Genomic DNA, 18,275 nt, shown 5'->3' with positions numbered 1-18,275 from the left:
CCGCCGCTCGCCGGGTGCGGCGAGCCGCCGCGGGGCGCCGCGCGCCCATCGCTTAGGGTGGTCCGCGATGTATCCACGAGTCACCGCCGTCCTGGTCGCGCACAACGGCGCGGCCTACCTGGAGCGAACCCTCGCGGCGCTGCGGGCCCAGACCCGTCAGCCCGATGCGACCGTGTTCGTCGACGGCGGCTCGAAGGACGCGACCGGCGAGCTCCTCTCCGGCTGGGGTCCGACGCAGTTCGTGCAGGTCGCCGAGAACCTCCCGTTCGGCCAGGCCGTCGCCCGCGCCGTGCGCGTGATGCAGGCGCCGACGGGCGAGGACGAGTGGCTGTGGCTGCTCGCCGCCGACTCGGCTCCGGAGCCGGGCGCGCTCGCCGCGCTCCTCGGCGCGGTCGAGGTCGCTCCCTCCGTGGCGGTCGCCGGGCCGAAGGTGATGGACTGGACCCGCTCCGGCTACATCCGCAGCTACGGCGAGTCGATCACCAACTACGGCACCACCGTCCACCTCGTCGAGGACGAGCTCGACCAGGGCCAGCACGACGCCACGCCCGACGTGCTCGCCGTCGCGGCCGGCGGCATGCTCGTCCGGCACGCGCTCTGGGAGGAGCTCGGCGGCTTCGACCCCGGGCTGCCCGTCGTCGACGACGCCCTCGACTTCTCGATCCGCACCCGCCTCGCCGGGCACCGGGTGAGCCGCGTCCCGGACGCCCGGGTGACCACTGCCCGCATCGGCCTGCAGCGCCCCGACGGCCGCCGGATCGACAGCGGGGAGCGCCGGCGCGCGCGTCAGCACCGCACCGCGCAGCTGCACCGCCGCCTGGCCTACGCCCCGGTCGCCCTGCTCGTCGTGCACTGGCTGTCGCTCGTGCCGCTGGCCGTCGGCCGCGCCGCCGTCCGGCTCCTGCGCAAGCAGCCGGGGCTGGTGGGCGGCGAGCTGCTGGCCGCGTTCGTGGTCGCGTTCGGCGGCACGAAGGTCCTCCACGCCAGGAAGGTCCTGCGCTCGTCGAAGAACGTGGGCTGGAAGGCGATCGCCCCGCTGCGCATCCCGCTCGACGTCGTCCGACAGCTCCGCTCGGTCCGGCACGACGCCGTCCGGGTCCAGGCCAGCCGCGAGCGGCACCCGCTGCACTTCTTCCAGGGCGGTGGAGTCTGGATCGTGCTGGTCGCGGCCCTCGCCGGCCTGATCGTCTACACGCGCCTCCTCGCGGCCACGGCGATGGGCGGCGGCGGTCTGCTCACCCTCTCGCCCACGGTCGGCGAGCTGTGGCGCAACGCCGCCTACGGCTGGCGCGATCTCGGCTCCGGCTTCATCGGCGCGGCGGACCCGTTCGCCGCGGTGCTCGCCGTGCTCGGCTCGCTCACCTTCTGGGCGCCGAGCTTCTCGATCGTCCTGCTCTACCTGACCGCGCTGCCGCTGGCGACGATGGGCGCCTGGATGATGATCGCCCGCCTCACCGCGCGGCCGATCGCGCGCGGCGCCGGCGCCTTCGTCTACCTGCTGGCCCCCGCCTTCTTCGCCGCGCAGTCCGAGGGCCGCCCGGCCGCGATCCTCGTGCACGTCCTGCTGCCCTGGCTCTTCTTCGCCGGGTTCGGCGCCTACCGCTCCTGGTCCTCCTCGGCGACCGCGTCGATCCTCGCGGCGGCGATCATCGCCTGCGGCCCCGTGCTGGCCGTGCCCCTCGCGCTGATCTGGATCGTCGTGCTGGCCACCTCGGGTCGCCGCATCGGCCGCTTCGCCGGTCTGTCGATCCCGGCGCTCGCGCTGCTCTTCCCGATCATCGTCGCGCACGCCCAGCGCGGCGACTTGTTCGCGATCCTCGCCGATCCCGGGGTGCCGCTGCCCTCCGCCCGTGCGGACTTCTTCTCGCTCGTGGCGGGCTTCCCGTCCGGCTTCACGACGGATTGGCTCGGGTTCCTCAGCGGTCTCGGCATCCCCGCCTCGGCGGCGGGCCTCGCCACCGCGGTGCTCGTCCTGCCGCTGGTCGTCTCGGCGCTCGCGGCGCTGCTGCTGCCGAACAACCTCCCGGCACTCGGGGGAGTCGGCGTCGCGGCGGCCGGTCTGCTCACCGCCGCGCTCGCCCAGGGCCTGCAGGTCACCACGGCCGGCTCGGAGACCGTCGCGGTCTGGAGCGGGACCGGTCTGAGCCTCTACTGGCTCGGCCTCGTCGTCGGCTTCTCGCTCTCAGTCGCCGCCCTGCCCTCCTACCGGACCGTGCCCGCGCTGGTCGTCACGGCCGCCGCGGTCGTCCTCGTCGCCCCGCTGGCCGTCCTCTTCCCGACGGACGCGAGCTCCGTCACCACCGCGGGCTCCGACCGCTCGCTGCCCGCCTACGTCGCCGCGGAGGCGCTCAACGAGCCGCGCGTGGGGACGATCGTCCTGGTGCCGCAGTCCGACGGCGGGATCCTCGCGCGCCTCGAGCGCGGCGCCGGAGCGACCCTCGATCAGCAGTCGACGCTCGCGGCCACCGGCACCGAGCAGACGGACGCGATCGACGAGCTCGCCGGCAACCTCGTCTCCCGCACCGGCTACGACGTCCCCGCGGCGCTGCAGGAGCTCGGCGTGCGCTTCGTCGTGCTCGCTCCGCCGGCCGGCGACGACGCGGGCGACGCCGCCTCGGCCGTCAGCGCCCGCGCCGCGGTGTCGCTCGACGGCAACGCCGCCTTCTCCGCGGTCGGCGACACCCAGTACGGCCTGCTCTGGACCGCGGTGGACGCCGAGGGCACCCGGATCGACGCCGCGCCTCGGGGCGTGGTCGGACCGTTCGGCGTCGCCTACACGATCGCCCTGCTCATCGTCTTCCTGGTCGCGCTCCTGCTGGCCGTCCCGACCGGCCTCTCGCTCGAGCGGTCCCGCTCGGGTGCCGCCGTCGCGGGGATCGACGACGAGCCCGGCGAGGCCACCGGCCAGTTCGACGACGGGACCGACGATGCCTGACCCCGTGGAGCCCGGATCCGCGACGCCTGATCCCGCCGACCAGGAGACGCGCATGACGCAGCCCCCGCCCCGCCCCTCGCGCGCCGATCGGCGTGCCGAGCGCGCCACTGCGGCAGCTGCTCCGGCCCGGCAGCCGGCGACGCGCGACCGCACCGTCTCGGCCGCCCGCCGGCGCCGCAGCGCACTCCGCGGTGCGGCCGGTGCCGCGGGACTAGCTCTGGCCGCCGCCGCCGTCGTGCTGCCCCAGCTCCTGCCGTCGCCGCTCGCGAGCCGCGCCGCCGACGGCGTCGTCGTCACCCCGGTGGCGGCCGACAGCGCGCTGGTCTGCGCCGGCAGCCTGATCGACGCGAGCGACCCCGAGGAGCTCCGCGCCCTCGCCGACTCCGGCACCTCGCTCTGGCCCCGGGACGCGACGGGCGACCAGTCGGTCCTCGACGAGGCCGACGTGGCGGCCCCGGGGACCGGGATCACCCGCCTCGACGTCCCCGCGGAGTCCGACCCGACACCGGGCGGCGTGACGACGCAGTCGATCGCGACCGAGCAGCTGTCCGGGCTCTCCGCGCTCGGCTGCGCGGAGCCGTCGGCCGACAGCTGGCTCGTCGCCGGGTCGACCGACGTCGGCCGCACCTCGGTGCTCGTCCTCGCCAACCCGAGCGAGGTGGCCGCCACCGTCGACCTCTCGCTCTACGGCGAGAACGGCGTCGTCCCGGCGACCGGCGCCACCGGCATCGTCGTCCCCGCGGGCACCGTCCGCGCCCTCCCGCTCGCCGGGCTCGCCCCCGACGTCGTCCAGCCCGTCGTCCGGATGACCGCGCGCGGCGGCGAGATCGCGGCGAGCCTGCAGAGCAGCGCCATCTCCGGGCTCACCCCGCAGGGCGTCGAGACCACCGGACCCGCGGCCGCCCCGTCGACGCTCACCGTGATCTCCGGCTTCACCGTCGCGTCGCCTCCGGCGGACACCGCCGGCGACGACGGCACCGGCGGCGAGGGCACCCCTGTCCTGCGGATCCTCGCGCCCGGCGAGGCGGACAGCACCGTCTCGATCGAGGTCGCCAACGAGGACCCGAGCGGCATCGGCACCTCGACCCAGGTCGTCGTCCCCGCCGGCCGCGTCGGCGAGGTCCCGCTCTCCGGCCTCGCGGTCGGCTCCTACCGGGTCACGCTCACCTCGGACCAGCCCGTCGTCGCAGCGGGCCGCACGACGTCGACCGGCCCCGCCGGGACCGACTTCGCCTGGTTCGTCTCGGGGACCGCCACCGAGGTGCCGTTCGGGGTCGGCAACACCGGCGAGGCCGGGGCCGTCCTGCACCTGGCCAACGGCAGCGACACCTCGGCGTCGGTGCAGCTCGAGTCGGAGGCGGGCAGCCGCACCCTCGACATCGGTCCGTTCGCGTCGGTGTCGGCCGAGCTGGGCGTCGACGCCGTGGTCGTCACGAGCGACCAGCCCGTGCAGGCGTCCGTCTCGATCGCGAACGAGGGTCGGATCGCGGGCTACGCGATCGTGCCGCCCGGGCCGCTGTCCTCGCCGGTCACCGTCTACTCGCACTGAGCGGCTCGCCCACGGCCCGCCGTGCGGGGCGGGTCAGTGGTGCCGGAACCGGTCCGGGGAGATGTCCCACGGGTCGCGGCCGAGCAGCTCGGCGACGGCGCGGAAGACGTAGCTCTCGATCATCATCCGCTGGTGCCACTCGTCGCGGCGGTGCAGCTTCGCCAGCCGCTCGATGGGGACGCGGTAGAGCGTGATGCGCCGGGCCGCGTGGTCCACGCGCCAGCGGGCGATCCCCGTGCCCTGCAGCCGCGCCGGATCGACGTCCGGCGTGGAGGCGAGGTCGACGCGGATGCCGGCCAGCTCGTCCGGCCAGGCGCCGCGGAGGTAGTCGAAGGCCGAGCCGATCGTGGTCTCGAAGAAGTCCGCCCGGGTCTGCAGCGGCGGCAGGTGCGGACCGGTGACCGCTCCGCGGATGCCGCGGCCGTGCCGGTCGCGCGACCCGCCGCGCACCGAGCTCGACTGACGAGCGGTGGAACGGCGTGCGCGGGGCATTGGACCAGCTTATTGCCCCGGAGCCTGTTGCTACTGTGGCGCGATGGACCGACGGCAGTGCTCGCGCACCGGGTGCAGCCTCCCCGCGGTCGTGACGCTGACCTACGACTACCGCGACTCGCTCGTCGCCGTCGGGCCGCTCAGTCCGCAGCCCGATCCGCACGGCTACGACCTGTGCGCCGAGCACGACCGGCGGCTGCTGGTGCCCCGGGGCTGGGAGACGGTCCGCTACCTCGAGCCGCCGCTGTCCTGAGCGGGCCGAGCGGGCTGAGCCCGCCGCGCCTCCTCGCGCACGGGGAAGCCCCGCGGCGCGTCCGCGAGCACCGGCGCGAGCCGGGTGATGTGCCGGTCGACGAGCTGCAGCGCGCGCTCCTCGCGCCGCCGGCGGAGTGCCGCGACGGCGAGCAGGAACTCCTCGGCGGGGGCGGCCGGCAGCGGCGAGACGAACGGCGCGGCCTCCTGCGCGAGCGCGGCGGCGAGCTGCGACCGCGAGGGCTCGGTCATCCCGGAGCGCTGGCGGAGGAACTGCGCGAGGCGCCGCGCGAGGGCGTCCGGCAGGCGCGCCGCGTCCGCGGTCGCGGCCCAGCCCGCGAGCGGTGCGGGGACCTCGACGACCAGCGGAGGAGCGGCGGGCACGCGCTCGAGCCGGCTGTGGGTGCCGGCGAGCACGTCGCCGAGGCGGCGGGAGCGGCTCGACAGCAGACCGACCACCGCGGCGAGCCCGCCCGCCGTCATCACGATCTCGAGCACCCCGGTCAGCCCGCGGACGAGCGCGTGCCGGAAGCCGATCGACCCGCCGTCGTCGCGGACCACGCGGGCGCCGACGGCGAGCTTGCCGAGCGAGCGCCCGCGCGTGGCGGTCTCGACGGCGACGGGGACGAGCACGATCGAGACGACGAGGGCGGCGATCGCGACGGCGGCCCAGGCGGCGGGGTCGAGCCCGCCGTCGCCCGAGAGGACGGCGACGAGGTAGAAGAGGCCGAAGGCGAGCAGGACCTCGGCGGCGAGGTCGATGATCGCGCCGGCGGCCCGCAGGACGAAGGAGGTGACGGGGATCTCGAGGGCGATCGCCTCGCCGGTCACGAGGCCGGCGCTGTCGAAGGCGGCGTCGTCGCGGTCGTCGGACATGCAGCAGCTCCCTCGATCGTCGGCCCCGGCTATCATCTCAGCAGATGGACATCGACGCTCTCTCGGCCGCGCGCAGCGCCCAGTGGACCCGCCTCGACGAGCTCGCCCGGAAGCGCCGGCTGACCGGCGGCGAGGCCGACGAGCTCGTCGAGCGCTACCAGGCCGCCTCCGCCGACCTCGCCGCGATCTCCTCCACCGCGGGCTCGACCGCCGTCGGCACCCGCCTCGCCGTCTCGCTCTCGCGGGCGCGGGGCAGGCTCACCGGCACGCGGGAGGAGCCGCTCGCGGCCGTCGCCCGCTTCGCGGTCGTCTCGCTCCCCGCCGCCCTGTACCGGATCCGCTGGCTGACCCTGGCCGTCGCACTCGCCACCGTGCTGGTCGCCGGCCTCTACGCGGTGTGGATCCTCGGCGATCCGCGCCTGCTGGCCGCGCTGGGCGACGACGAGCAGCTGCGCCGCTTCGCCCAGGAGGACTTCGTCGACTACTACTCGGAGAACCCGGCGGCGTCCTTCGCCGGCCAGGTCTGGACGAACAACGCCTGGATCGCGGCGCAGTGCGTCGCCTTCGGCATCGTCGGCGTCTACGTGCCGTACATCCTGCTGCAGAACGCGCAGAACCTCGGCACCTCGGTCGCGGTGATGTTCCACGTCGGCGAGGGCGACACGTTCTTCCTCTACATCCTCCCGCACGGCCTGCTCGAGCTGACCGCGGTGTTCGTCGCGGCGGCGGCCGGTCTGCGGATCTTCTGGGCGTGGATCGCGCCGGGTCCGCGCACCCGCGGGCAGGCGCTCGCGGAGGACGCGCGGAGTCTGTTCACCGTCGCGATCGGGCTGGTCTTCGTCCTGCTCGTCTCGGGCGTGATCGAGGGCTTCGTGACGCCGGCGCCGTGGCCGTGGTGGCTGAAGATCGGCATCGGCGCGCTCGCGCTCGGCGGCTTCCTCGCCTACGTCCTGGTGCTCGGCCGCCGGGCCGTTCAGGCGGGCGAGACGGGCGACCTCGGCCTCTTCGACGCGGGCTCGCGCAGCATCAGCGAGGCCTGAGCGCGAGGGATCCGGGTCGATGCGCCGACGTCAGAGCCGGCCGGCCGCCTTCAGCGCGAGGTAGCGGTCGGCCAGGGCGGGCGGCAGCTTCTCGGGCGAGGCGAGCACCACGTCGCCGCCGAGCCGTCGCACGGCGGCCGCGAGCCGGTCCGCGTCGGCGAGCGAGCGCTCCGCGGCGGCGGCCGCGTAGACCGCGCCGCGGTCGCGGCGATCGGCGGCCATCCGCGCCAGCTCCGGGTCGAGCGCGCAGGCGACGACCACGGTGTGCCGCCGGGTGAGCTGGGGCAGGACGGCGAGCAGGCCCTCCGCCGCTCCCACGGAGTCGAGCGCGGTGAGCAGCACGACGAGCGAGCGCTGCGACACCAGCGTGCGGACCTGGCCCGGCACGGCCGACCAGTCGGTCTCGATCAGCTGCGGCTGCACGGGGGCGAGCGCGTCGACGACGCGGCTCAGCACCTCGGTGCCGGTCGCGCCGTGCACGCGCGCGCGCCGGGCGCGGTCGAAGGCCAGGACGTCCACGCGGTCACCGGCGGAGGCGGCCAGCGCGGACAGCAGCAGGGACGCCTCGATCGCCGTGTCCAGGCGCGGCTCGTCGTCGATCCGGGCGGCGGAAGTGCGGCCGGTGTCGAGCACGACCACCACTCGCCGGTCGCGCTCGGGGCGCCAGGTGCGGACGACGGGCTCGCGGCGCCGGGCGGTGGCGCGCCAGTCCAGCGAGCGGACGTCGTCGCCGCGCACGTACTCGCGCAGGCTGTCGAACTCGGTGCCCTGGCCGCGGATCATCACGCTGGTCCGCCCCTCCAGCTCGCGGAGCCGGGCGAGTCGGGAGGGCAGGTGCCGACGGGAGCGGAACGGCGGCAGCACCCGCACGACCGCGGGCGCGGCGATCGTCGCCTGCCTGCCGGCCAGCCCGAGGATCCCGTTCGAGCGGATCGTCGCGTGCAGCGCCCGGCGCTCGCCGCGGCGGCGCGGCTCGAGCACGGTGCGGACCGCTCGCCGCTCACCGGGGGGCAGCCGCAGCAGGGAGCGGGTCGAGAGAGCACCGGCGGACGGCTCCCAGGCGTCGCGGACGACGCCGGTGATCCGGCGCCGCCCCGTGTTCGTGATCAGGAGAGTCGCCTCGGCGCGCTCACCGAGGCGCACCCGGTCGGGCGTCCGCCGCTCGAGCACGACGGCACGGGCGGAGCCGGCCACGGCCAGATCGATGCCGACCAGGACGAGCCAGACCAGCAGCCAGAGCCCGAGCACGGCGAAGGCGACCCCGGCCCGGCGCCCCAGCAGGACGACCGGCACGAGGCCGACGAGGAGGACGAGGACGGAGCGCCCGGTGAGATGCACGGCTCAGACCGGGACGCGGACCTGCTGCAGGATGCCGCCGAGGACGGCCTCCGTGCGCACGCCCTCGAGCTCCGCCTCGGGCTGGAGCTGCATCCGGTGCCGCAGCACGGGCAGCACCATCGCCTGCACATGGTCGGGAGTGATCGAGCCGTAGCCGTTCAGCCAGGCCCAGGCGCGGCTCGCGGCGAGCAGCGCCGTCGATCCGCGCGGGCTGACGCCGAGCTTCACGCTCGGGCTCTCGCGGGTCGCGCGGGCGACGTCGACGATGTAGCCGAGCACGTCCGGGCCCGCCCCGACCCGGCGGACGGAGGCCTGCGCCGCACGCAGCCGACCGGCGTCGAGCACGGGATGCACGCCGGCGGCGGCGAGGTCGCGCGGGTCGAAGCCCGCCGCGTGGCGCGCGAGCACCTCCACCTCGACGTCGCGCGGCGGCACGTCGAGCACCAGCTTGAGCAGGAAGCGGTCGAGCTGCGCCTCGGGGAGCAGATAGGTGCCCTCGTACTCGACCGGGTTCTGCGTCGCCGCGACCAGGAACGGGTCGGGGAGGCGCAGCGTCCGGCCGTCGACGCTCACCTGGCGCTCCTCCATCGCCTCGAGCAGCGCGGCCTGCGTCTTCGGCGGGGTGCGGTTGATCTCGTCCGCGAGCAGCAGGTTGGTGAAGACCGGTCCCTCGCGGAAGGCGAAGCCCGAGGTGGAGGCGTCGTAGACGAGGGAGCCGGTGATGTCGCCGGGCATCAGGTCGGGGGTGAACTGCACGCGCCGGGTGTCGAGGCCGAGCGAGACCGAGAGGGCGCGCACGAGCAGGGTCTTGGCGACGCCGGGGACGCCCTCGAGCAGGACGTGACCGCCGGCCAGCAGGGCGATCAGCAGCCCGGAGACGGCGCCGTCCTGCCCGACGACGGCGCGGCCGACCTCGGTGCGCACGCGGTCGAGCTCGCGGCGGAGCTCGTCGTCCGCGATCGGAGGGAGGGAGGAGTCGCTCATCGGAGGGGGCCTTCCGGTCGTTCGTGGTCGGGTCGTTCGGCGTCGGGTCGTTCGGTGTCAGGACGTTCGGCGTCGGATCGGGCGGGGTCGAGGCGGGGCGCGCGGGCGGCCCGGAGCGCGCGCTCGAAGCGCAGGAGCTCGTCCGAGGCGGCGACGAGGGCCGCGTCGTCGGCCGGCTCGTCGTCGACGAGGAGCCGGCGCAGGGCGCGCGGGTCGCGCTCGAGGAGCGCGGCGGCGCCCGCGACGACCTCGTCCACTCCGCTCGACGGAGCGAGGCCGAGCACGGCGGCGGCGCGGTGCAGCGTGCCGATGCGCAGCGCGTCGAGCGCGCGCACGCGGGTGGCGCCGTGGGCGTAGAGGCGGGCGCGGCCGCGCGCCGTCTCGCTCGCGTGCACGACGACGGGCAGCGGCTCGACGGCGAGCGGCCCGAAGCGGCGGCCGCGCCAGACGGCGGAGGCGACGAAGACGCCCACGAGCAGCAGCAGCGCCGGCGTGACCCAGCCCGGGGCGAGATCGGCCGGGTCGACGGTCGCGGTCGCCGCGTCGGCCGCGCCGGCGCGGTACCAGACGAGGCGGTCCTCGGTGCCGAGGAGGCCGAGGGCGAGGGCGGCGCGCCCCTCCTCGGCGATCGCGCCGTTGCGCAGGAGGTCCGCGTCGCCGACGGCGACCACGTCCGGACCTGCGGCGGGGGAGTCGGCGACGAGCGCGAAGGCGTCGTCGCCGGACGGGAAGCAGCCCACCGCGCCGCCCTCGAGGACGCGGAAGGTGCTGCCGCCCGCGGGGATCCCGCCGGCGCGCTCCGCGGCGGGCAGCGCGCAGGAGGCGGCGAGCACGCCGTCGTCCTGCGGAGCGCCGGCGAAGGCGACCCCGGGCAGGAGCGCCTCGAGCGCCGCGCCGGTCGGCTCGACGAGGACGACGGTGTCGGCCTGGTCCGCGAGCCGGGCGTACTGCTCCTCGTCCAGGGCGGACCCCGGGTCGTCGATCAGGAGGGTGCTGCCCGGGCCGAGCGCGCGGAGGGCCTCGTCGAGCCCGTCGGCGCGCACGACGTCGATCCCCTCGCCGCGCAGGACCTGGGCGAGGGCGCGGCCGCCGTCCGGCGCCGCACTGTCTACGTCGAGGTCGTCCGCGGGCACGGGCGAGCCGGTCGCCACGGTGAGCAGCACCGTGCCGACGGCGACGATCAGCGCGAGGAGCGCCCAGACCCGGCCCCGGCGCAGCAGGGCGCCGAGGGTGGGGGACGAGACGGTGTCGACGCGCCCGCCGGAGCCGGTCGGCGCGGTCATCGGAGCACCTCGAGCGGGACCGCCGCGGCCGAGAGCGCGCGGTCGAGCTCGGCGACGCGCTCGTACTCGGCGGGTCCGCTGGGCAGGCCCAGGTAGCGGACCCGGTCGAAGTCGTCGGCCGAGCGCCGCAGCGCGTCGGCCGAGGCGGGGAAGGCGGAGGCCGCCCGGCGGGAGAAGCCGTGCGCGGTCGTCCCGGGCGAGACGGTCAGGATCGTGCGCTCGTCGAGGGCGCGCACCAGGGCTCGGAACCGCTCCACCAGCGCCTCGTCCCAGGCGCCGCGCGCGGCCGCCGCCTCGGCGAGGGCGCGGAGATCCGCGGCCGAGCGGCCGTCGTCGTCGGCCAGGACCGCTCCGGCCCCGCGACTGCGCTGCCGCAGTCGCGGGCGTCCCGCGAGGACGAGGGCCACCACGACGAGCGCCCCGAGGACGAGCACGCCGATCACCGCCGCGAGCGGCACGCCGACCCCGTCGCCCGGCAGGGTGAGCGAGGTGAACCAGTCGCGCACCGCCTGCACCAGGCGGTCGAACCAGCTCGGCTCGGCGGCGCGGTAGCGCGGATCGGCGAGCTCCTCGAGGAGCAGGCGCCGGGCCTCCTCGGCGTCGGGGTCGAGCGGAGCCGCAGCGAGGGCGAGTCGGATCACGGCGCGGTCCGCTGCGGCGCGGGGAAGGGATCGGGGGAGTCGCGCCCGGCGGCGCGCTCCTCGACGTGGCGCAGCAGCACGAGGTCGAACCCCTCGCGGCGGATCCGCCGGTCGAGGTAGACCAGCCCGGTGACGGCCGACTGCAGCACCGTGCCCACGGCGCCCACGACGAGGCCGACGGCGACCGAGAGGAGGGCGACCACGACCGAGGCGACGATCTGGGCGTTCGGATCGGTCGGCGCGACCAGGGCCCCGCCGATCGGGATCAGCAGGCTGAACGGCGTCGAGACGACCTGGCCGGCCGCCTGGATGATGACCACCATCAGCGCGAGCGCGCCGAACGTCCGCCAGAACCCGCCGGTGACGAGGCGCCACGAGCGCGCCACGGCCCGGCGCAGCGGCAGCCGCTCGAGCACCACCAGGCTCGGCACCAGCGCGAGCTTCGTCGCGAGCCACACGCCGACGGCGGTCGCGGCGAGACCGGCGAGCACGAGCACGATGATCCCGCCGATCACCGCGCTCGTCCCCGCGTCCTGCGCGCCGAGGAGGAAGAGCGGGACCGAGAGCCCCGCTGCGGCGACGACCAGCACCAGCACGCCGACGCCCTGGAGCACCGTCCAGCCCACCAGCGCCCAGAAGCGCCCGCGGAGCCGGCCGAGCAGCGCACGGAGCGTCGGCCGCTCGCCGAGGACGGCGCGCGACACCTCCAGCACGACGACGCCCTGCACGAGCGCGCCGGTGGCGAGGGTCACGGCGAGCGGGATCAGCGCGGCGAGCACGACGATCGCGAGCGATCCCGCGCCGACGGCGTCGCGGTCGGCGACCTCGGCCTGGGCGACCCGGCCGACGGCGAGCAGGGCGATCACGCCGTAGAGCACCAGCGCGACCAGCGACCCGACTCCCTGCACGAGCAGCGCGACGCCGAGCGTGGTGCGCGGGCTCCGGCGGAGCACGGCGAACGGCGCGCCGAGCAGGGTGCCGAAGCCGAGCGGCCGCAGCGGGACGAGCCCCGGCTTGGGCGGGGGAGTCCAGCCCTGCGGAGCCGGCGGTACGGCGGGCCCCGCGAGCGGCTGCCAGGAGGCGGGTGCGACCGGAGCCTCGGGAGGGACGGGAGGGACCGGGGAGACGGGCGCGATCGGCGCGGCGGGCGGCCGCACGTCGGCGCCCTCCGGAGCCCCGGCGGGCGGTGGCCACTGAGCTGCGTCGGTCATCCCTCCCATGCTGTCACAGCCCCGCCCGGGCACGACCATCCCGGCGCGGCGCTGCTCCCACCCGCGTCGGTTAGCCTGAGCCCCATGAGCGCGCGAATCCTGGTGGTCGACGACGATGCGGCCCTGGCCGAGATGATCGGCATCGTCCTGCGCGCGGAGGACTGGGACGTCTCCTTCTGCGCCGACGGCACGGGGGCCCTCGAGGCCTTCCGCCGAGCCCGGCCGGACCTGGTCCTGCTCGACCTGATGCTGCCCGGCATCGACGGCATCGAGGTCTGCCGCCGGATCCGCGCCGAGTCCGGCGTCCCGATCATCATGCTGACCGCCAAGTCCGACACCTCCGACGTCGTGCAGGGCCTCGAGTCCGGCGCGGACGACTACATGGTCAAGCCGTTCGACCCGAAGGAGCTCGTCGCGCGGATCAAGACGCGCCTGCGCCCCTCCCAGGTCGCCGCCAACGCCGTGCTGCAGGTCGGCGATCTCAGCCTCGACGTCGCCGGGCACGAGGTCCGCCGCGGCGAGACCCGCATCGGCCTGACGCCGCTCGAGTTCGACCTCCTCCTGGCGCTCGCCTCGAAGCCGCAGCAGGTCTTCACGCGCGAGATGCTGCTCGAGCAGGTCTGGGGCTACCACTACAAGGCCGACACCCGGCTCGTGAACGTCCATGTGCAGCGACTGCGCGCGAAGGTCGAGAAGGACCCGGACGACCCGCGGATCGTGATGACCGTGCGCGGCGTCGGGTACCGCGCCGGCTCCGTGCTCTCGAGCTGACGTGAGCCTCGCCCGCCGCTTCCGGATGCCGTCGGTCCGGCGCTGGCCGCGGAGGGTGCTCCGCGCCTGGCGGAGCTCGCTGCAGTTCCGCGCCGTCGCGATCACCGTGCTGCTCAGCGGCATCGCGATCGGCTCGACGGGCGCGTACCTCTCCTACAGCATCAGCGACAACCTCTTCCAGTCGCGGCTGAACCAGGTCACCGGGGACACCTCCCGGGCGACCCGCGCCGCGCAGGGCTACCTCGACGCGGCGACCGTCTCGACGCGCCAGGACATGGAGGAGGTGATGAACTCGGTGCGCACCGCGGTGCGCGACGCCTCCTCCTCCGCGCTCATCGCCGTGGTGCGCGCCCCCGACCAGGAGCCGTCCTCGCTCGCCCCGCAGGACAGCTACAACCGCGAGCTGCAGAACGGCGTGATCAGCGACGACCTCCGCGAGCGCGTGCAGGCCGGCGCGGACGGGCAGTACTGGCAGTCGGTGACCCTCGGCGCCTCCGGGCAGCAGCTCCCCGGCATCGTCGTCGGCTCGACGATCGAGCTGCCCAGCTCCGCCGGGCGCTACGAGCTCTACATCGGCTACTCCCTCGCCGACGCGGAGCGGACCCTGCAGTTCGTGCAGCAGGTGCTCAACATCGCCGGCATCCTGCTGATCCTCCTGATCGGCGCGGTCAGCTGGGTGGTGGTGCGGATCGTGGTCGCCCCCGTGCGGGTGGCGGCCGAGACCAGCCAGCGCCTCGCCGCCGGCGACTTCGACGTGCGCATCCCGGAGAGGGGACAGGACGTGATCGCGACCCTCGCCCGCTCGTTCAACGGCATGGCCGACAGCCTCCAGGAGCAGATCAGCGAGCTCGCGACGCTCAGCCGGGTGCAGCAGCGCTTCGTCTCGGACGTCTCGCACGAGCTGCGCACCCCGCTGACCACGATGAAGCTCGCCGGCGACGTGCTCTACGACCAGCGCGAGGGCTTCCCTCCGGTCGCCGAGCGGACCGTCGAGCTGCTGCACGGCCAGATCGGCCGCTTCGAGAGCCTCCTCGCCGATCTGCTCGAGATCTCCCGCCACGACGCCGGCTCGGCCGAGCTCGAGCTCGAGCCGGTCAACCTGGTGCGGCTCGCGAGCGAGGAGATGGACGGCATGCGCGGGATCGCCGAGGCGAACGGCTCGCAGCTCACGCTCTCCGCCCCCGGCGGCTACTTCGACGCCGAGATGGACGCCCGCCGGATCCGCCGCATCGTGCGGAACCTGCTCGGCAACGCGATCGAGCACGGCGACGGCCGCGAGATCGTGGTGACCGTCGACAGCAACGCGACGGCGGTGGCGCTCGCCGTCCGCGACTACGGTCACGGGATGAGCTCCGAGGAGGTGGTCCGCGTGTTCGACCGGTTCTGGCGCGCCGACCCGTCGCGCCGCCGCACCCTCGGCGGCACCGGGCTCGGCCTCTCGATCGCGCAGGAGGACACGGCGCTGCACCACGGCTGGCTGCAGGTCTGGTCGATGCCCGGTCGCGGCGCCTGCTTCCGGCTCACCGTCCCGCGCCGCCGCGGTGAGCGGATCGACGCCTCGCCGCTCCCGCTGCCGCCCGTCGACGCCGGCGAGCAGGAGTTCACCGGCCCGATCGTCCTGCCGCCGCTGCCGCCGCTGCCGGTCGACGGCGTCCCCGAGCACGGGGTCGTCCAGTGAGGCGCGTGCGGTCCGCCGTGGCGGCGGTCCTGCTGCTGGCCGCCCTGGTCGGCTGCGCGGGCATCCCGCGCGGCGGCGACGTCGGCGTGGGTCAGCCCGACACCGCGCCGCAGGACCTGCAGTACGACTTCCTCCCCTCCGGCCCCGCCGAGGGCGCCGACCAGTTCGAGATCCTCACCGGCTTCATCGACGCCGCGTCGAGCCCGCAGAACAACTACAAGATCGCCCGCGAGTTCCTCTCCACCGGAGCCGACTGGACGCCGAGCGAGCACGTCACCGTCGACGAGGGCCAGCGCTCCTCGACCCAGCCGGGCGCCTCGACGCTCTCGCTCACGATCACGCCGGTGGCGGAGGTGGACGCGACCGGCGTCTACTCCGAGGTCGCCGCCGCCGCCGCACTCGAGCTCGACTACGGCTTCGTCCAGGAGAACGGCGAGTGGCGGATCAGCGCGCCGCCCAGCGGCGTCGTCATCGACCGGACCACCTTCCAGCAGGTGTTCTCCACCTACGCCCTCTACTTCTTCGACCCCAGCTACAGCTACCTGGTGCCGGACCTTCGCTGGTTCGCCTCGCGCGCGGACAGCTCGACCAGCACCACGATCGTCACCGAGCTGCTGCGCGGGCCGACCCCGTGGCTCCGCGACTCGTCCGCCGTCGTCTCGGCCTTCCCGACCGGGACGGCGCTCGCCGCGGAGACGGTGCCGGTCGAGGCGCAGCGCGCCGTGGTCGATCTCAACTCGGCGGCGCTCGAGGCCGACGAGCGGCAGTGGCGCCGGATGGCGCTCCAGCTCGGCCGGAGCCTCGCCAACGTCTCCAACGTCACCGGAGTCTCGCTCTCGGTGCAGCAGAACCCGATCGAGATCCCGACCGAGGTCACGGGACTGCCGACCTCGCCGCGGGTGGACACCCGGCCGCTGGTGCTCACGGACGGCGCGTTCGGCTTCCTCGGCTCCTCCGGGCTCGCCGAGACCACGGTCTCCGACCGGATCGCCGCGCTCGGGCCCCGCGCCGCGGTGCTGGGGGAGCAGCGGGGCGCCGACTCCAGCGCATCCGCGGCCGTCCTCACGGGGGCCGGGGTCTCGCTGCTGACCCCCGGGGTCGACGACGTGCTGCTCGACGCCCGGAGCGGCCTCGCCGCCCCCGGGATGGACCCCTTCGGCTACGTCTGGTCGGTGCCCACCGCCGCGCCGAACCAGCTCGTCGCCTACTCGTCCGACGGCTCCCGGTCGCTGCAGGTCGCCACCGCGTGGCCCGAGATCGAGTCGATCGCCTCGTTCGCGCTCTCGCGGGACGGCACGCGGATGCTCGCCCTCGCGCAGGACGGGCAGCAGGCGACGGTGCTCGTCGCCGGAGTCACCCGCTCGGCCAACGGCGATCCGATCGCGATCGGCGAGCCGGTCGTGCTCCGGTCGACGCTCGGCACGGCGGTCGCCGCCGCGTGGACCGACGAGCTCGACGTGGTCTCGGTCGTGCGCGGCTCCACGGGCGAGGACGCCGTGACGACGAACCAGCTCGGCGGGGCGGACACCCCGCTCGGCACGACGACCGGCACCGTGCAGATCGCGGCCGGCAACGCCTCGACCCAGATCCGGATCCTCGCGGAGGGCGGCGAGCTGCGCCAGCAGCGCGGCTCGGCCTGGCAGACGGTCGCGACGGGCATCGGTCTTCTCGCGACGCAGACCGGCATGGGGTCCTGACACCGGGCACACTCGCCCGATGCTCCGCGATCACCTCCTCGACGCCCTCGCCGTGCTGCTGCCGGTGGACTGCCCCGCCTGCGGGCTGCCGGTGACGCGGGTGCCGTGCGCGGACTGCGCCTCGGCGCTCGCGGGGGAGGCGCGACCGCACCTGCGCCGGCTGGGCCCGGACGACGACCCGCTCGAGGTGCTCGTCGGCGCGGAGTACTCCGGCACGGTGCGCCGCCTCGTCCTCGCGCTCAAGGCGGAGGGACGGGTCGCCGCGGCGCGACCGCTGGGCGCGCTGCTGCGGCCCGTCGTCCTGGGGGCGCTCGACGGCGCTCCGGCGCTGCTGGTCGCACCGCCCCGATCGCGCCTGCGGCACCTGCGGCGCGGCTTCGACCCCGTCGACCTGCTGGTGCGCTCGGCCGGCGGGCGCCTCGCCCGGCCGCTCGCGCGGACGCGGCTCGCCCTCGACCAGGTCGGCCTCGCCCGGGCCGAGCGGCGCGCGAACCTCGACGGCGCGTTCCGCGCCAGGCGTCCGCTCCGCGGTGAGCGGATCCTGCTGGTCGACGACGTGGTCACCTCGGGCGCCACGCTGCTCGAGCTGCGCCGTGCCGTCCGCGCGGGCGGAGGAGCGGTCGCCGGCGCCGTCGCTCTCGCGGGCACTCCCCGGCGGCGGAGCGCGACTTCCTGATGAACTCCCGATGACGATCCGGCGACAGCGGGTCTACGCTCGGGGGACGGCGTGAACGGTCCGCCCGGAGAAAGGCGGCACGCCGTACTCGACTGGGAGGTTGTCATGGACATCGACATCACAGGCCGCAACATGGGCATCACCGATCGCTTCCGCGCCTACGCGACGGAGAAGTCGGAGAAGATCGCCCACCTCGCCGACCGGGCGCTCGCGCTCGAGATCAAGGCGAGCCGTCACAGCGAGGGCAAGGGCGCCGCCGCCGGCGACCGGGTCGAGCTCACGCTGATCGGCAAGGGGCCCGTCGTGCGGGCCGAGGCGAGCGGAGCCGACAAGTACGCCGCCTTCGACGTGGCCCTCGGGCGCCTGCTCGAACGGGTGCGGCGGGCCAAGGACCGCAAGAAGGTGCATCGGGGCCAGCATCGGCCGACCTCGCTGCGCGACGCGGCGGCCGACGACTTCAGCGTCGTCGCGATCCAGCCGGCCGACGCCGAGGTGCTGGAGCGCCTGAGCACGGGCGTGATCCCCGTGCAGGAGGAGCCGGCGCCGGTCGACGCCGCCGTCGACGAGGACGACGTGGAGGAGCCGTACTGCCCCGTCGTCATCCGCACGAAGGTCTTCCCCTCCGTCTCGATGAGCGTCGACGACGCCGTCGACTACATGGAGCTGGTCGGCCACGACTTCTACCTCTTCATCGACGCCGACACCGACCGCCCGAGCGTCGTCTACCGCCGCAAGGGCTGGGACTACGGCGTGATCGGCCTGGGCGACGAGGCGGACGCGCAGCCGGAGGCCGCGGCGGTCTGACCGTGCCATCCGCGTGACGGAGAGCCCCCGGCGGAGGATCGCCGGGGG

General features: G+C 75.4%; 16 protein-coding genes. 9 read left to right on the top strand and 7 right to left on the bottom strand.

Features of this window, described 5'->3' with window-relative positions:
• Window positions 1–67 precede the first annotated feature (67 nt).
• Complete coding sequence (locus HRK28_RS03400; protein ID WP_173250418.1) at window positions 68–2,935, top strand: glycosyltransferase family 2 protein; 2,868 nt, start codon at window positions 68–70, stop codon at window positions 2,933–2,935.
• 52 nt (window positions 2,936–2,987) lie between these two features.
• Window positions 2,988–4,484: a DUF5719 family protein gene (locus HRK28_RS03395; RefSeq protein ID WP_173250417.1), complete on the top strand. Its 1,497-nt coding sequence runs from the start codon at window positions 2,988–2,990 to the stop codon at window positions 4,482–4,484.
• 33 nt (window positions 4,485–4,517) lie between these two features.
• Here the strand turns inward: HRK28_RS03395 and HRK28_RS03390 are convergent, their stop codons facing one another.
• Window positions 4,518–4,976, bottom strand: a complete 459-nt coding sequence (locus HRK28_RS03390; RefSeq protein WP_160088126.1) for a metallopeptidase family protein — start codon at window positions 4,974–4,976, stop codon at window positions 4,518–4,520.
• A gap of 43 nt (window positions 4,977–5,019) precedes the next feature.
• Between HRK28_RS03390 and HRK28_RS03385 the strand changes: the two genes are divergently transcribed.
• Window positions 5,020–5,229 (top strand): DUF3499 family protein, encoded by a 210-nt coding sequence (locus HRK28_RS03385; RefSeq protein ID WP_160088128.1) that lies wholly within the window; start codon window positions 5,020–5,022, stop codon window positions 5,227–5,229.
• Here HRK28_RS03385 and HRK28_RS03380 read toward each other — a convergent pair.
• On the bottom strand, window positions 5,205–6,104 hold the full coding sequence (locus tag HRK28_RS03380) for an RDD family protein (RefSeq protein WP_173250416.1): 900 nt from the start codon (window positions 6,102–6,104) through the stop codon (window positions 5,205–5,207). The genes HRK28_RS03385 and HRK28_RS03380 overlap by 25 nt on opposite strands.
• Before the next feature lie 44 nt (window positions 6,105–6,148).
• On the opposite strand from HRK28_RS03380, the gene HRK28_RS03375 reads away from it, so the two are divergent.
• On the top strand, window positions 6,149–7,144 hold the full coding sequence (locus tag HRK28_RS03375; RefSeq protein ID WP_173250415.1) for a stage II sporulation protein M: 996 nt from the start codon (window positions 6,149–6,151) through the stop codon (window positions 7,142–7,144).
• A 30-nt stretch (window positions 7,145–7,174) separates the two neighbouring features.
• Here the strand turns inward: HRK28_RS03375 and HRK28_RS03370 are convergent, their stop codons facing one another.
• From HRK28_RS03370 to HRK28_RS03350, 5 genes are read right to left on the bottom strand one after another with little or no spacing between them, the layout of a single operon-like run.
• The gene (locus HRK28_RS03370) at window positions 7,175–8,482 is read right to left on the bottom strand and encodes a DUF58 domain-containing protein (protein WP_173250414.1); all 1,308 of its coding nucleotides are present in this window, start codon (window positions 8,480–8,482) and stop codon (window positions 7,175–7,177) included.
• A 3-nt stretch (window positions 8,483–8,485) separates the two neighbouring features.
• Window positions 8,486–9,466 carry a MoxR family ATPase gene (locus tag HRK28_RS03365; RefSeq protein ID WP_160088134.1) on the bottom strand — a complete coding sequence of 327 codons (981 nt, stop codon included), beginning with the start codon at window positions 9,464–9,466 and terminating at the stop codon, window positions 8,486–8,488.
• Entirely contained in the window at window positions 9,463–10,749 is a 1,287-nt protein-coding gene (locus tag HRK28_RS03360; protein WP_173250413.1) for a DUF4350 domain-containing protein, read from the bottom strand. Before HRK28_RS03360 ends, HRK28_RS03365 begins: the two co-directional genes overlap by 4 nt.
• Entirely contained in the window at window positions 10,746–11,390 is a 645-nt protein-coding gene (locus HRK28_RS03355; protein WP_160088139.1) for a DUF4129 domain-containing protein, read from the bottom strand. The genes HRK28_RS03360 and HRK28_RS03355 overlap by 4 nt, the downstream gene beginning before the upstream one ends.
• The gene (locus tag HRK28_RS03350; RefSeq protein ID WP_173250412.1) at window positions 11,387–12,601 is read right to left on the bottom strand and encodes a hypothetical protein; all 1,215 of its coding nucleotides are present in this window, start codon (window positions 12,599–12,601) and stop codon (window positions 11,387–11,389) included. The genes HRK28_RS03355 and HRK28_RS03350 overlap by 4 nt, the downstream gene beginning before the upstream one ends.
• 84 nt (window positions 12,602–12,685) lie before the next feature.
• Here HRK28_RS03350 and mtrA point away from each other — a divergent pair, with 84 nt between their 5' ends.
• The 5 genes from mtrA (at window position 12,686) to raiA (ending at window position 18,227) form a co-directional block, all read left to right on the top strand.
• Window positions 12,686–13,372: an MtrAB system response regulator MtrA gene (gene mtrA, locus HRK28_RS03345; RefSeq protein WP_160088143.1), complete on the top strand. Its 687-nt coding sequence runs from the start codon at window positions 12,686–12,688 to the stop codon at window positions 13,370–13,372.
• 1 nt (window position 13,373) lies between these two features.
• Entirely contained in the window at window positions 13,374–15,050 is a 1,677-nt protein-coding gene (mtrB, locus tag HRK28_RS03340; protein ID WP_347877752.1) for an MtrAB system histidine kinase MtrB, read from the top strand.
• A 5-nt stretch (window positions 15,051–15,055) separates the two neighbouring features.
• Window positions 15,056–16,747 carry a GerMN domain-containing protein gene (locus HRK28_RS03335; RefSeq protein ID WP_173250411.1) on the top strand — a complete coding sequence of 564 codons (1,692 nt, stop codon included), beginning with the start codon at window positions 15,056–15,058 and terminating at the stop codon, window positions 16,745–16,747.
• 19 nt (window positions 16,748–16,766) lie between these two features.
• A complete protein-coding gene (locus HRK28_RS03330) occupies window positions 16,767–17,423 on the top strand; it encodes a ComF family protein (RefSeq protein WP_173250410.1) in 657 nt (218 codons plus the stop codon).
• Between the two features lie 105 nt (window positions 17,424–17,528).
• Window positions 17,529–18,227, top strand: coding sequence for a ribosome-associated translation inhibitor RaiA (gene raiA / locus HRK28_RS03325; protein WP_160088149.1), 699 nt, complete (start codon window positions 17,529–17,531; stop codon window positions 18,225–18,227).
• Window positions 18,228–18,275: the final 48 nt, after the last annotated feature.

This window comes from Rathayibacter sp. VKM Ac-2835 (assembly GCF_013266705.1).
In the GTDB taxonomy this organism is placed as follows: domain Bacteria; phylum Actinomycetota; class Actinomycetes; order Actinomycetales; family Microbacteriaceae; genus Rathayibacter.
Note: the sequence above shows the minus strand (reverse complement) of the source record. Positions and strands in the feature narration are given on the sequence as shown.

Excerpts from the sequence above, each read along its gene's own strand:
- HRK28_RS03350 (WP_173250412.1), bottom strand. The coding sequence starts at position 12,601 with ATGACCGACGCAGCTCAGTGGCCACCGCCCGCCGGGGCTCCGGAGGGC.
- HRK28_RS03330 (WP_173250410.1), top strand. The coding sequence starts at position 16,767 with ATGCTCCGCGATCACCTCCTCGACGCCCTCGCCGTGCTGCTGCCGGTG.
- HRK28_RS03360 (WP_173250413.1), bottom strand. The coding sequence starts at position 10,749 with ATGACCGCGCCGACCGGCTCCGGCGGGCGCGTCGACACCGTCTCGTCC.
- HRK28_RS03365 (WP_160088134.1), bottom strand. The coding sequence starts at position 9,466 with ATGAGCGACTCCTCCCTCCCTCCGATCGCGGACGACGAGCTCCGCCGC.
- HRK28_RS03380 (WP_173250416.1), bottom strand. The coding sequence starts at position 6,104 with ATGTCCGACGACCGCGACGACGCCGCCTTCGACAGCGCCGGCCTCGTG.
- HRK28_RS03385 (WP_160088128.1), top strand. The coding sequence starts at position 5,020 with ATGGACCGACGGCAGTGCTCGCGCACCGGGTGCAGCCTCCCCGCGGTC.
- mtrA (WP_160088143.1), top strand. The coding sequence starts at position 12,686 with ATGAGCGCGCGAATCCTGGTGGTCGACGACGATGCGGCCCTGGCCGAG.
- HRK28_RS03395 (WP_173250417.1), top strand. The coding sequence starts at position 2,988 with ATGACGCAGCCCCCGCCCCGCCCCTCGCGCGCCGATCGGCGTGCCGAG.
- HRK28_RS03390 (WP_160088126.1), bottom strand. The coding sequence starts at position 4,976 with ATGCCCCGCGCACGCCGTTCCACCGCTCGTCAGTCGAGCTCGGTGCGC.
- HRK28_RS03400 (WP_173250418.1), top strand. The coding sequence starts at position 68 with ATGTATCCACGAGTCACCGCCGTCCTGGTCGCGCACAACGGCGCGGCC.
- raiA (WP_160088149.1), top strand. The coding sequence starts at position 17,529 with ATGGACATCGACATCACAGGCCGCAACATGGGCATCACCGATCGCTTC.
- HRK28_RS03375 (WP_173250415.1), top strand. The coding sequence starts at position 6,149 with ATGGACATCGACGCTCTCTCGGCCGCGCGCAGCGCCCAGTGGACCCGC.